Source organism: Paenibacillus sp. Y568 (genome assembly GCF_059445545.1).
In genome coordinates this window covers 31,202-44,164 of record NZ_JCAIUM010000002.1, presented here as the reverse complement: position 1 = coordinate 44,164, position 12,963 = coordinate 31,202, and the positions used below count along the sequence as shown (strand labels likewise).

At 36.2% G+C, this 12,963-nt stretch carries 13 protein-coding genes and 2 pseudogenes; all 15 read right to left on the bottom strand.

Going from position 1 to position 12,963, the window contains the following annotated elements; translation table 11 throughout:
• Positions 1-100 precede the first annotated feature (100 nt).
• Complete coding sequence (locus tag AC1D7X_RS03225; RefSeq protein ID WP_495456345.1) at positions 101-1,117, bottom strand: aminoglycoside phosphotransferase family protein; 1,017 nt, start codon at positions 1,115-1,117, stop codon at positions 101-103.
• 27 nt (positions 1,118-1,144) lie between these two features.
• On the bottom strand, positions 1,145-1,885 hold the full coding sequence (gene dapB, locus AC1D7X_RS03220; protein WP_495456346.1) for a 4-hydroxy-tetrahydrodipicolinate reductase: 741 nt from the start codon (positions 1,883-1,885) through the stop codon (positions 1,145-1,147).
• Positions 1,886-2,000: 115 nt separating this feature from the next.
• Entirely contained in the window at positions 2,001-2,891 is an 891-nt protein-coding gene (locus AC1D7X_RS03215; RefSeq protein ID WP_495474656.1) for a pentapeptide repeat-containing protein, read from the bottom strand.
• A gap of 283 nt (positions 2,892-3,174) precedes the next feature.
• A complete protein-coding gene (locus AC1D7X_RS03210) occupies positions 3,175-3,597 on the bottom strand; it encodes a hypothetical protein (RefSeq protein WP_495456348.1) in 423 nt (140 codons plus the stop codon).
• 54 nt (positions 3,598-3,651) lie between these two features.
• Entirely contained in the window at positions 3,652-4,185 is a 534-nt protein-coding gene (locus AC1D7X_RS03205; protein WP_495456349.1) for a GNAT family N-acetyltransferase, read from the bottom strand.
• A 281-nt stretch (positions 4,186-4,466) separates the two neighbouring features.
• Positions 4,467-5,210: an SDR family NAD(P)-dependent oxidoreductase gene (locus AC1D7X_RS03200; RefSeq protein ID WP_495474655.1), complete on the bottom strand. Its 744-nt coding sequence runs from the start codon at positions 5,208-5,210 to the stop codon at positions 4,467-4,469.
• 56 nt (positions 5,211-5,266) lie between these two features.
• A pseudogene (locus tag AC1D7X_RS03195) lies at positions 5,267-5,863 on the bottom strand (histidine phosphatase family protein).
• 336 nt (positions 5,864-6,199) lie between these two features.
• Entirely contained in the window at positions 6,200-6,508 is a 309-nt protein-coding gene (gene lepB / locus AC1D7X_RS03190) for a signal peptidase I (RefSeq protein ID WP_495474654.1), read from the bottom strand.
• Between the two features lie 152 nt (positions 6,509-6,660).
• The gene (locus AC1D7X_RS03185; RefSeq protein ID WP_495474653.1) at positions 6,661-7,236 is read right to left on the bottom strand and encodes a hypothetical protein; all 576 of its coding nucleotides are present in this window, start codon (positions 7,234-7,236) and stop codon (positions 6,661-6,663) included.
• A 380-nt stretch (positions 7,237-7,616) separates the two neighbouring features.
• Positions 7,617-7,727 (bottom strand): putative holin-like toxin, encoded by a 111-nt coding sequence (locus tag AC1D7X_RS03180; RefSeq protein ID WP_495456352.1) that lies wholly within the window; start codon positions 7,725-7,727, stop codon positions 7,617-7,619.
• A 191-nt stretch (positions 7,728-7,918) separates the two neighbouring features.
• Positions 7,919-8,464 carry a dihydrofolate reductase family protein gene (locus tag AC1D7X_RS03175; protein WP_495474652.1) on the bottom strand — a complete coding sequence of 182 codons (546 nt, stop codon included), beginning with the start codon at positions 8,462-8,464 and terminating at the stop codon, positions 7,919-7,921.
• A gap of 536 nt (positions 8,465-9,000) precedes the next feature.
• Complete coding sequence (locus AC1D7X_RS03170) at positions 9,001-10,794, bottom strand: serine hydrolase domain-containing protein (RefSeq protein WP_495474651.1); 1,794 nt, start codon at positions 10,792-10,794, stop codon at positions 9,001-9,003.
• A gap of 41 nt (positions 10,795-10,835) precedes the next feature.
• A pseudogene (locus tag AC1D7X_RS03165) lies at positions 10,836-11,152 on the bottom strand (hypothetical protein); the annotation flags it as partial.
• Between the two features lie 461 nt (positions 11,153-11,613).
• Positions 11,614-11,745, bottom strand: a complete 132-nt coding sequence (locus AC1D7X_RS03160) for a DUF4181 domain-containing protein (RefSeq protein WP_495474766.1) — start codon at positions 11,743-11,745, stop codon at positions 11,614-11,616.
• Positions 11,746-12,359: 614 nt separating this feature from the next.
• Positions 12,360-12,827: a GNAT family N-acetyltransferase gene (locus tag AC1D7X_RS03155; protein ID WP_495474650.1), complete on the bottom strand. Its 468-nt coding sequence runs from the start codon at positions 12,825-12,827 to the stop codon at positions 12,360-12,362.
• Between the last annotated feature and the right edge of the window lie 136 nt (positions 12,828-12,963).

Below are 12,963 nucleotides of genomic sequence, written 5' to 3'. Positions count from 1 at the left end.
GGTGCTTCAATGGCCGGTCAACGAATACATGTCTCTTGAATCGTAACATATATGTCGCATGTACCCAAGCCAGCATCGTAATAACGGTATTTACATTATGTTAGACGACGTTCAACCATACTTCTATTTCATCAATCATCTCTGCATACCGTCTAAGCGCATGAATTGTTGCTATTACTTCGGCTGTACCCATCTGCTGTTCTTGATGATCCGTACATTCAATCCATAAAGACCGTTTCAAATTATACTCCAGCCAACCTAATTTACCTAAAAAACCATGTACCAAGACCATTCTCCAATTCGCTTGCACTGTTCCGTTTCTCTCTTTATATCCACCGATAAAAGCCAGAAATCTATCTTTATCAATGTTTCCTCGTTCATTTTCAGACCAGTAAATAGCTGTTTCAATTACATCCTGCATCGGATTTATATAGCCAGCCGCCTCCCAATCTATAATCATCGGCTTATCTTGATTCCACATCACATTTTTTGGATCCAAATCCCTATGGCTAATCACACGTTCTGATGACAGCACTTTTGCTGCATGATTGGCTTGGACATTCCAATCGTACAGCATGTCCATATGTTCGAGAAGTAAATCAACCCACGTCGCATGATTCTCTTGTCCTTTTTGCAAATAGTAGTTCCAATCTGTATGTTGTTCATGATCCGAGCATTCTATCGTTATACCTGATTCTATAAAATCCGTCATATGTATTTCAGCAAGAATAGCACTTATGTGTAAGCAATGGACTCTATTGATTTCATTAGGCTTTAGACTTCTACCTTCTACCCAATCGAATACAAGATAACATTGGTTATCTATCTCTTGTATACAAGCTCCATGAATTATTGTAGCTGGGATAGCAGGTATGTTCCTATTATTTGCAACGATATGAGCGATTCGTTCTGAATTGATAAAGTTCTGTCGTGCCACAGGTCTAAGCATGATATGAGGGTTTAATGCTTTAATTGCATATTTTCCAAGGGTGGTCTCAAGAGCGTACATTCTATGTAAGAACCCACCCGATATTGCTTCAGGTACACCGACTATATCTCCAATTTGCAAAAGACTACATAATTTTTCAAATTGTATATTATATTGGATATCACTCATTTTTGTGTCCCTTTCGCTGTATGAATCTTATCTAATAATATCTTCGATCCCGAACAAACCGGCCTCTTGATGGATCATCCATTTAATGGTCTCAATAACTCCCCTTGAAAAGCCTTCTCGGGAATATATTTTATGTGAAATCTCGATTCTTTCGTTATCATTGGTAAACAAAATACTGTGCTCACCAATAATGTTTCCTGCCCTTACGCTATGCAAATTAATGTGTTCTTCACGCCCTGTGTCTCTTATTGTAGAAGCTATGGCCATAGCAGTTCCACTTGGCTTATCTTTCTTATGTTTATGATGATACTCAAAAATATCAATATCTGCATTTAATCCATACTCTATAGCTGCCAATCTGATTAATTTAAGGAATTTGTATACTCCGATACAAAAGTTAGGACATATAACAACAGGAATCGATTCAGCAAGCTCATGAATCTTTCTCATCTGGTTGGAATCAAACCCTGTAGTTGCAATGATCACGGGTTTATTACTAAGAACATATGCCTCATAATTATTTATAAATGAATCCGCATTTGTACAATCAATATATACATCACATTTTTCTCTTGATCCAAGAACATCATCCTGGATTCTAATATCCGTATTCTGATTATCAATGATAGAACCGATATCTTTCCCAACGAAGGGGTTGTTCTTTCGAGCGATAACGGCACCTAATGTTATTTCGTTATGATCCATTAACAATCTAATAATATCACTTCCCAGTTTCCCTGTACCCCCGACGATCCCTACTCTAATCATACTACACCTCCAAATATGGTCAGAAAACTGTCTCATTTCTTTAGTATAGTAGTATTGTATGTATTCATTAGCTTCTTTAATATCTCTTCAGGGCTCAAAAATCCCATGAATCATGTTATTTCTGGTTCTTAGATAGGATTAGGCTATCCAGTTGTTCCTTAACCCAATGATGTGGTCTACTTAGATGTGCTGGTAATATCGTATTTATATCGCCATTTGCCGAATTCACTTGTGCTTGTGTGAGAAAGATACTTCCATTAAGATTAGCTCCACATAGATCAGCATCTCTCAAATCTGCACCAATCAGATCCGTCATCCTCATGTCAGCATCTCTGAGGTCAGCAGCTATAAATAAAACGCCTCTCAGATTGACACCCTTAAGATTAGCACCTCTTAAACTTGCTCCAATGTGGTCTTTCCCCTTACCTATTCCCTTCTGGTTCCAGTACTCGATGTTCTCCTTAAATGGTACACGGACTAATTCACTTGTTTCTAGAAGTAAATGATTTATAATTGCCCTGTGTGTTGGTACATGTAGGTCTAATATAGCGCTAGGGAATTGATATGTAAGTTGTTCTGTTTCCTCTAAGGCTTTTTGTAAATCTTTATAAATAGGCTTAGCGTCCGCTATGTGAAGTGCTTCATGTAAGTAACATAACATTTCATGAAGTTGTTGCATGATGAGAAATACATCGAACATTTCCTTAGCCGTCTCGGGATGATCTCGCCAATCTTTTCCGTTATATGTGGTTTGTGAAACTTTTTGTCCTGCCCCAAAGCATTCATATACCGTACAGCCCCTGAAACCATTTACTCTTAGTTTGTCATGAATACTACAACGATAATTAGCTTGCAGATTTGAACAAGGTGTCCCACCCTGTTTGTTAAAAGCAAAATCAGCAGATTTGGCATAGGGTAGTGCCACACAACATATACCAAAACACTTTTCACAGTCTGCACTAAAATGATTTTGAAAATTTTCGGTTGGAATTGTTTTAATAGACAACACTTGCACATCCTTTTAATTGAGTAAAATTCATTAATTGTTATAGTTTCGATAAGTAATGTTCATGCTGATTTTTAAGTAACTGTAGTATTTCTGGAACAACCCTCCAAGCATCTTTACATTTCCCACATTGGTAACAACCTGTATATTTATAATTATATTCTTCAACTACTGCTCTAACGCCTTCATGAAATAAATGAGTGTACGATGTGGAAGCATAGAATTTCATCTAAACTCATATAAATCCCCTCTACCTTCTATCATTTTTAAAAAAAACATTAATTCACTTCAAAATATGTTTATAGTTATTGGGTGTTTCGGAAGCTTTGTAAATCTTCTTATCCATAATCAAATTTCCTTGTTTTAATCTAACTCTATGTTTATTAATTCTCATGATCGATTCCGCTAAATGAATAAAATGATTAGGAATTTCGATCTCTATTTCCTGATTATTTATGATCTTAACTTCAGATTGGTGGTGTGCCATGACATAGACTCCACTTCCATAGAGCATAAACATACAATACTTTTTATTGTTTTCTTCAAAAAAATACATACCTGAGCCTGGGAAACTATCGTTATAATCCCATTCAACATGATTAATGGACCCCCATATATCTGGTTCATTGTTATGGGCATGATTTATACCAATAAACAAAGTGATAACCACTAATACTGTGAACAAAAGTATCAATACTTTTCTCATATAGCTACCTTCTTTCGATTATAGGATCAAGCTACCCCTAGTCAGTATATGAAGTTATATGATTTCAGAAAATTCACTGACAATGATTGAGAATAAAAAGGAATCATGAAATGCTCCCTTAAACCACATATGTTCTCTTAGATGTCCTTCTTGTTTCATTCCTATTCTTCTCAGTACATTTGCAGAAGGTACATTTCCAGGACGACAAGTCGCAAACATTCTATGAACGTTAAATTCTTCAAAACCTAGGAGTAGCAATGCTTGTGATGCCTCTGTGGCATATCCACCCCCCCAATATTCGGGGTTGAAACTATACCCAATCTCAGCATTATGCTGTTTAATATAAATCCCGCATCCACCAATAAGTACATTAGATTCCTTTAGAATTACAGCAAATTCATAATCATTTCTGTCGACCGATTGTTGCTTCTCAAGTTGTTCCTGTATGTACATCTTGGTCTCATCTTCGCTATTAGGTCCCCAGATCATGAATTTAGTCACTTCATGGAGCGAAGCATATTTATGTACATCTATCCAATCTTCCTTATTAAAGTCACGAATGATTAATCTTTGAGTCTCGATTTGCATATCAATTCTCCTTAACATCCTTATATTATTTCTTCCCAATCATGATTGTTGCATATTTACCTTCCGTTTCCTGAATCGATTGAATTTGAAAACCAACGGATTGAAAAAGATGAACATATTCATCTAATTCCATAGGATAAAGCTTTATCCTCCTGTCACCATAGTCAAACCAGTCATCATCTTTGCTAACTGATAATACAAATAAACCGTTATTTTTAAGCGAATTGTAAATATTATTTAATGCCGTCTCTTTATCCTCGATGTGCAAAAGGGTTAATACGCTATATGCTAATATGCCTTTGAATCAACTTTCCCGACTCCATCTTCTGATCAATAATATGTAGTAAGTATTTCCCAAGCTCTTCTGTTGATTGTAACTGTCCTGTTTCATGTGCTTGTCTAAAGAACTTCGCCATTTCAAAATCTTGATCATTCTTTCCTCTGGCCGTTACTTGTAATTCCGTTTCCACCATACCTGGTTCTACAGCGATTATTTCTATGGGGTATGGTTGTTTCGATTGCTCAGCTCCAATACATTGAGTAAACATATTTATTCCAGCTTTTGCTGTACAATACACGCTCATGGCAGGTGCTGGGTATGTCCCAGATCCGGAAGAAATGTTAATTATCTTTTTCCTTATTGGGACAGAATTGAATTGCTTTATAAAGTAAGATGTCATAACCATAGGAGCAATTAGACTAATTTCTATATTCTTATTCATCTCTTCAGCGCAACAGTTGTCGATCGTTTTTAACGGTTCGAGCATGGCAGCATTATTAATAAGGCATATCATTTCCGAATCATGTAAGTTCATTTGATTGAAAATCCCCTTCAACATACGTTCGATTCCTAATATATTACTCAGATCGAAATGATGATGAATGTAATTCTTGTACTTATCTAAACCATTAAAATCGCCACGTGAAATCCCATAAACAACATTACCTTGATTAAGGAGCATCCTAGCTAACTGTTCACCGATCCCTCTTGATGTACCCGTGATTATAAAATGACCTTTATTCATAGACTCACCTCTACTCCTCATATTAATTAGATATACGACAGACACCTTGATAGTTCTTATCTTAAGTGGGCTTCTATGTTGGTATCATTCCATAATCTTGTTACTTCTTTCAATTTAGAATCTTCAAATTCCATTCTATAGATATCTGGTTTCTTTAGTTGATTTAAAAAATCTAAACCATAATTTGAATCAAAATGATTCATCATCAAGGTCATTACAAGACCGTGCGTTCCAACAGCAATTTTTCTCCCTTCGTATTCTTTCAATATGCTTGTTAGCACTGCGACTGATCTATTCTGGCAAACCGTATTGGACTCTCCTCCGGGTAAAGAATAATCAGGTTCATTAAATTTCTCTCGGATCATTGACAATAACTCTGTATTATCAATCCTATAATCTTCTCCAGCAAAATGTCGTTCTCTGAGATCCTCAAATATATGTATATCTAAGTTTAACTGTTGAGCTAATCCCTCGACACTTAGAATAGCCCGAGCATAAGGACTAGATATAATAATGTCTACTCCTTCATTTATTTAAATCTCTGTTACATTTTCAATTTTCATTTTACCGTTAGGGGTAAGTCCTCTTGTCCTTTCGCTTCCTTCATTGTATGGTGACTCGGCATGTCTAACCATATAAATAGTGGTCTTCATACAAAACCTCCTTGAGATGAATTAATTAGTTTATAACCATTCTTTCTCTTCCATCATTAGTTCTAATGAGTTACCTTCAATAACAATAGCTGTTAATCCTTTTTCTGTTTTTGTTTCATGCCATTCCTCTGCTTCCCAATATGCTGCAAATCCTGCCTTAATAATTAATTATTTATCCTCTTTACCCTTAACGATTCCTTCACCACTCACAACTAAGAACAATTGTGGTACCTGTGCTTGATGTAGACCAACTATTCCATTGCTTCAATGTACATACATCCAACGTGAGTATCTTTAGTATCTTTTAATATTTTTGTCATTACTAGATTTTTACTATCAAAAGCTCATTCTAATTTCAGCCTGTGTATATTTCTCTTCTTGTATTACATCATTAACATAAAGTTTATTATCAGTTATCTTTACTGTATCTTCCGATAATCCTACTACTCTCTTTACGAAGTCCGATCCATTAATTGAGTCAGTAAATACAATAATGTCGCCACGCTCTATGATATGTTCGTTATAATAGGTTGAATCAACTGTTAGACGATCCTTTGATACAATGGTTGGAGCCATGGATGGCCACTCCGCACTATAATATTTATACTCGGAAGATGATGTAACTCCCGAAATCAACATCATCATTATTTTGAATAATACTTGTATAGCGAATGTCTCCTATTAATCGTTTTGCTCATTTGGATACTGGATGCTCCACAACTATCTTTGACACTGATCTTGTTGAGATTATGCTGTTATCGGATGTGCCATCCTGATTTTTCTACCACTTATTTTAATCACTTTAGTTTTAATCCTTTTAAAAATTTTTTTGTTATCTCATTGGTTATACTAATTGCTTCAATTCTACTACTGGCTGGAGCTGTTATCATTTGACCACTCTCTGAATTCCATCCAATAATACCACTCTTATCCTTTGATTGATTTTGATCCGAAACTAATATTGTTACCTTAGTGAAATCGTTATCTATCACTAGAGATCCATATTGATAATTATGAGAACTTTCTGTTGCATTATCCTCTTCTCTATATTTAAAATACGGATAGTTAATAGCACCCCAACCTTCATTTGTAATTAATATAATTAGTTTTCTCTGATCTAATGGAACAGGTATTTCTTCACCCGTTATGTCTATAATACCTTCAAATTTTCTTTCCCCGAAGATGCTTTTGTATAACTTTCCTTCAATATTTACATTTACATGTTTTTCTGACTCTAAAAGCTCAGTTCCTAAACGGTATTTGAAACCTTGTGCATTAATATTAATCTTCTTAGGATAAAAATACGTAAATATAACAATTGCTACGGTTGTTAAAGTTATTGTAATAAGAAACAAAACAAGTTTCTTCTTCATCTTTATCTCCTTATTTGTACAGATTTCCGAAAACATTGCGCTTTTCTAACATCCAAACAGCTTAAGAACCGTAGATCCGGGTGGTTCTGCCACCTAGTCGGTTGGATATGCCATCAATCATCAATATCAACTTCTACGATATTCCTCTTGGTGATCAAGGGTGCGTAGCGACCACGCAAATATGTAATGTTATATAATGGGGATATATCTTTCTTTAATATTATTTATTATTTTTTTCATTTTCTGTTTGGATACATGTTTTTAAGTGTGTTATTATATTTTTAATAAAGACCAAGTGCTGATACACTTGGTCAGTACAATTGACTTGGATGGTATATTCCCTTCTAAGTCGTTCAGGAACTAAAACCCACCTTAGGCTCTTAATCTATGGGTGGGTTTTTATTTTCTCTTGTTGTTATTATTGATGTTAAAAGAGCAAGGATAAACATCCCAAATAGGAACATTATCGTTAATGCATCTTTTATTTCCATGGCTTCACCTCCCTTCGAAGGGAAACCATGCCCAAGCCTTTACGCATTATTTTTGGAATGTGGACGTCTGGTCAAGCTTTTAAAACTCTCGAGTTCATAATTGGAAATTAACATCCAACAAAACGTTCTCTACTGGATAGGTTTATTTAGGCAGTTTTCCCGCAAGCTCTTAGTTAATTTCCTGATCATTCTCACTTATCCGGAAGATAAGTCAGAACAACTACGCCTGAACCGAAAGTCTTTGTTTCCGCCAGTTTCAATACTTTCTTATCGATCCCTTCTCCAAAGAGATGCTTTCCCTTCCCAAGCACAACTGGGAAAACCATGAGTCGATATTCGTCGATGAGATCAAGCTGGATTAGAGTTTGAACGAGCTTGCAGCTACCAAATACCAAGATATCCTTACCAGGCTGCTGCTTCATCTTGGATATTTCCTCCACGATATTGCCCTTGATCAGCGATGAATTGTTCCATTCCACTTTTTTCAGAGTTGTTGAAATCACATGCTTGGGGTAACCATTCATCATCCGGCCATATTCCCTTTCTTGCTCAATCATATTAGGCCAAGCCGCTGCAAAATCTACATATGTTTCGCGACCAAGCAGAAGAGCATCGCTTGCTTTCAGTTCATCGAACTTGAATTGCTTTGTTTCCTCACTACGAAATTGGATCGTCCACTGCGGATTCTCCATGACGCCATCCAACGAGACAAACTCAGACACAACTACTTTTCTCATTTTCATTCTCCTATACTTTCTTTCAATAATATCCGTACCGGGTCGTCAGACTTAGCTGATTGAATGTGTTGCCTGATTCCAACTCTCCGAAAAACCTCTTGGCGACCTAAGAGCACTAGCGACGACGCACAAATGTATTGTTATCAGATGCCGGTGGCTTCTCGGACTAATAAAAAAAACCTCAAGATGTTTTGTGCAGTCGTGCAGTTCTCATGTCCATTGATTAAAGTACTTGAATAAATATGATTCCAATCTTCTGATCTTTCAGATAACGTTCGCGCATTACCGACGTCTAGACGGCTTAAGACCGAAGGTCTGCGTTGCTCTTCCACTTAGCCAATTGGATCTCTTTGCAAATTATAGTCCTTCTGAAGGTACTTTCTAAACTCTTTTGAATTAGAATACACTCTTCTACTTCAACAAACTTGGGCCAACATATATCGATTATTCAGATTGATCATGATACTTATTAACTCAACTTTCGCAACTCAAATCTTCAAAAAAACCTTATATAACTGGAAGTGTCATTCGTTTTCCTAAAAATACAAATCCCATTCCACAATAAAAATAGCAAACAATAAAGCCGAAATTCCAGACATGATGTATACTGATTTTTGCTTTTTGCTCCAACTTAGCTTTCTCATCTTGTAGATAAGCATGACCAGATACGCTACAGCAAGAATCATATAAACTATGTTTAAGATGAAATGGATGCGTAATGAAGCATAGGAAGAGAAACCTAATGCGCGCATGAACAATAGGATAGTATTCAGAATAAATGCCAGACCTGCGATATTAATAGCAACATGATATTTATCAAACATAGTGCCAGGTTTTTCCCATTTTTTCGATTTGTAAATTAATAACCGAATTAAATAGCCAATCACAGCTCTTAAATTTAAAATGATGGCTATTGCGAGAGAAATTAAGGATACTTTGATCAAGTTTATTGTTATGTTTGATACGGGCAAATAGTCATAATACGGAATGGAAACTTTCTCAATAGTACCATTACTCTCAACAACATTTGTAAAGTTACTAAGATCAAATGTTGAATACTTCTGCAAACCTAACAGCGAATATCCCTTAGAAAATCCGGAAGTAACCCGTCGTGCAGGCAGATAATATCCTCCATTCTCTGATGCAACAGAACTAGTGTTAAAACTATTTCCAAACACTTTATTAACAAGACCAACACAATAAGCCATTTCATTTAGCTGATTTGTCATCACCACTAACCCAAACTTGGATTCCGGGTCAAAAACAAACTTACTTGAAAATGCCGCCGTATTTCCACCGTGCTCCAGTGCAGATTCCCAGTACTCTACCTCAAAGAGGCCATGTGCAATTCGAGGTTGAGATGTTCCATCATAATATAAACTTGTTGACAGCATTTCGTTTAACGTATCCTTATTAGTGAATAATAAATTGCTACTATCAACAGGCATCAGAGCTGCAAGGAATTTTGCTGCATCTTCTGCTGTGCCAATGGCCCCTCCTGCAGGATAAAAGCTCATGTATACTCTGTTTTTGGGGATGAGTTTCAAATTAGTAGTATAACCTTGAATTTCATTTCTTCTTAACACTACGTCTGGACGATCTTGTTGTGACGGATGAATCGAAGTGTCTTTCATATTCAACGCTTTAAATATATGTTCATTTACATATTCATAAAAGGGTTGTCCGCTTTGCACTTCCACGATGTAAGCTGCCATAGCAACACCAAAGTTCGAATAAGCCACTACGTCCCCTGGCTCATAAATCTGTCTCGCTTCAAATTTCTGCAAGGCCTCTCCTAAATCCACAATTTCATTCTCAGATGAATACCATAAGTCGATCAGTCTATCCTCCCAACCCGCATTATGATGCATAAGGTTCATGAGGGTAATGGGAGCATCGTATTCCAGCTTCTTTAATAATCCTTTTGGCAGATATTCCAGGATATTTGTATCCAAATCAAGCTTCCCCTGCTCGACAAGCTGCATCACACTAGTCCAGACCAACAGTTTAGAGGCTGAACCCCATTCAAAAACAGTAGATGTATCTGCCTTTCTTTGTTGCTCAATATCTGCGAAGCCATATGCTTTATTAACAACAGTCTCACCGTTTTTTATAGCCACAACCGAAACAGCAGCGGTATTCTTCTGATTCGTTGCCACATAAGAATCAATCGTTTCCTCTAGCGATGACAACGGAATCCTGGAGGGCGTAGTCTCAATATTCTCTACCTCAGCGTGGACAGGTACCGCGAATGCCATAATTATCAATACGAGTGACAGAACACAAGCGATTACTTTGTTAACATAGTGATATCTACGATCTATCTTCATTATCTACTCTCCTTCAACATTAAATATAATATTTACACAGCTCAACTTTCGCAGCTCAAATCTCTAAACAAACCCGTGATATAGCTGGGTAAACTAGAGATCCAATCCTGTAGTTGACCCAAAACAGCTGTTTTGTTCTTCTTAGTTTTCGCTTGCGACATTTCGAGAATTAAACTCATGTCAAATAGCTTTTAGTGACTTTGAAAACGGTCTCAATACTCCAACGCATGCCGTAGATTCTTACGATTCCAGCAGCATCTAGCGTTACATCAGTACTCAAAATCGCAAGCCATTCCCGTTTTTTATTCCTGTTGCGCACAAAGACAATCTTCACAGGCAAACCACAGGTGGTGTGTACGATGGCAGAACCTTTGATATCTTTGGCATCCAAGGATCGGCTTATTTTCTAGGTACAAAGGTTGAGTTATTGACTCAACCCCTGATTCTTTTTTATTCCTTGTAGAGATTTCGTCTAGCGTTCGCGCATTACCGATGTCCAATCGGCTTAAGAACCTTAGGTCCGGGTGGCTTCTCCACTTAGCTGGTTGGATGTGTTCACCTGAAATCACTTCGACAAGAGTCCTCTTGGTGACCACACTGTGATAATGCAATGTTAGATGAAGTTATTGATTTCTGTGAATTTCCCTACACATTTATCTCAAATTCTTTAGTTATACGGATTATATATTTAAACTGTATCTGTGTCTGTATATTAATCACTACATCAATTCTTATTCCTACTTTTTTTATCACTTTATGCTAAGACGGAAGTCCATAAATGATAAACCTTTAATCTCAATCGCTCTTAAATTAAGAAAATTAACCAACAACTAAAGCGATGATGGTAAATAAAATTGATCCTATCAATAAAGCTAATTGAACGATATAACCTTTTGACTCTTTATTATATTTCCATTCCATGAAGGCACGATAAGCACAAATGAATGTCATCAAAAGAGCAAAAATTAGATTTGGCCTATTCATTGGTGTTAAAAATGTTGAAGCTATCAAAAGTAATACCCAACTTCAGTATCGCTTATTTTACGTTTAGACTCTAATATTACTTTGTCCAATGAGAACTGTAGTCCTATGAGTATGAACACAAATACAGTGATTGCATTCATAATTCTCCCCCATTTCTTTTGGATTTTATTATTCTATAGAAGATTTTAGATCAAATCTCTCAGTACTCTTTCACTACCTTTCTCTGAACGAAAGAGCATTCTCCTACTGCGGGGCTAAGCCCCTTGGTCCATCAGAGGGATCTCAAGAAGTAGATTCAAATGACATATCCACCTTATGGTGGTCGTCAGGAACACATTCACGCTAGACGACGGAATCCCTTTTATGATCTACTATCAATTTTAATGTTTCCTTCATTAGATAAGTTCGCGATTATCGTTTTCTTCTATTTAAAATAATATGTATATCGAGGGGAGTAAAATTATTTTGAGAATTGAAATAAACATGAAAAATGAATGGATAGGTGGGTATAACAATCTTAAGAGGCAAATGGGTGTCTTGCTTGTGTTTTTTATGATTAACCTAGTAAATTCTTATTAGTATTATTTCAACTTTAATTTATATATAATCTCGCCATCTTGGTTCTCTTTATCTTGATTTACAAATCCTAATTTCTCGTAAAGCTTTCTGGCATGATCGTTACTTTTTTCGATTGTTAGAGAGATTACTTCGCATTGTTTGTGTATTTCCTGAATGAATTCTAGTATTCTTTTAAGAGATTGTATTCCTAATCCCATCCCTTGATATTCCTTATCTATCTGAAAGCCACCGATCCAGTAATTATTCGTACTATTTGGTGTATAGGATAAATAGAAAAATCCAAATGTTTTATCACCCTGACACAATATATATGGATCAAAAGCTTCATCCCACGGTTTAATGTAAGCATACGCAAGAGATTCGATAACAGTTGGTACAAGTTTCACTTGAGTCTCCAGTAAAGATATCGAGATTGCAACTTCCCAATTATGTTTATTAACTGGTTCTATAAGGATTTGATTCATTTTCATTAAAATAGTCCTTTCGATTTATTAATAATATTTCGTTGATTTCAGCTAATGTTTGGCATTCCTGACGACCAAGGAGCGTAAGCGACGACCTAGGAATATTTTGTTGGTATTCTCAGTTCATACCCGACTGGCTCGG

Coding starts and splice junctions, on each gene's coding strand:
- AC1D7X_RS03225 (WP_495456345.1), bottom strand. CDS start 1,117: ATGAGTGATATCCAATATAATATACAATTTGAAAAATTATGTAGTCTT.
- dapB (WP_495456346.1), bottom strand. CDS start 1,885: ATGATTAGAGTAGGGATCGTCGGGGGTACAGGGAAACTGGGAAGTGAT.
- AC1D7X_RS03210 (WP_495456348.1), bottom strand. CDS start 3,597: ATGAGAAAAGTATTGATACTTTTGTTCACAGTATTAGTGGTTATCACT.
- AC1D7X_RS03205 (WP_495456349.1), bottom strand. CDS start 4,185: ATGCAAATCGAGACTCAAAGATTAATCATTCGTGACTTTAATAAGGAA.
- AC1D7X_RS03200 (WP_495474655.1), bottom strand. CDS start 5,210: ATGAATAAAGGTCATTTTATAATCACGGGTACATCAAGAGGGATCGGT.
- lepB (WP_495474654.1), bottom strand. CDS start 6,508: ATGATGATGTTGATTTCGGGAGTTACATCATCTTCCGAGTATAAATAT.
- AC1D7X_RS03185 (WP_495474653.1), bottom strand. CDS start 7,236: ATGAAGAAGAAACTTGTTTTGTTTCTTATTACAATAACTTTAACAACC.
- AC1D7X_RS03180 (WP_495456352.1), bottom strand. CDS start 7,727: ATGGAAATAAAAGATGCATTAACGATAATGTTCCTATTTGGGATGTTT.
- AC1D7X_RS03175 (WP_495474652.1), bottom strand. CDS start 8,464: ATGAGAAAAGTAGTTGTGTCTGAGTTTGTCTCGTTGGATGGCGTCATG.
- AC1D7X_RS03170 (WP_495474651.1), bottom strand. CDS start 10,794: ATGAAGATAGATCGTAGATATCACTATGTTAACAAAGTAATCGCTTGT.
- AC1D7X_RS03160 (WP_495474766.1), bottom strand. CDS start 11,745: ATGACATTCATTTGTGCTTATCGTGCCTTCATGGAATGGAAATATAAT.
- AC1D7X_RS03155 (WP_495474650.1), bottom strand. CDS start 12,827: ATGAAAATGAATCAAATCCTTATAGAACCAGTTAATAAACATAATTGG.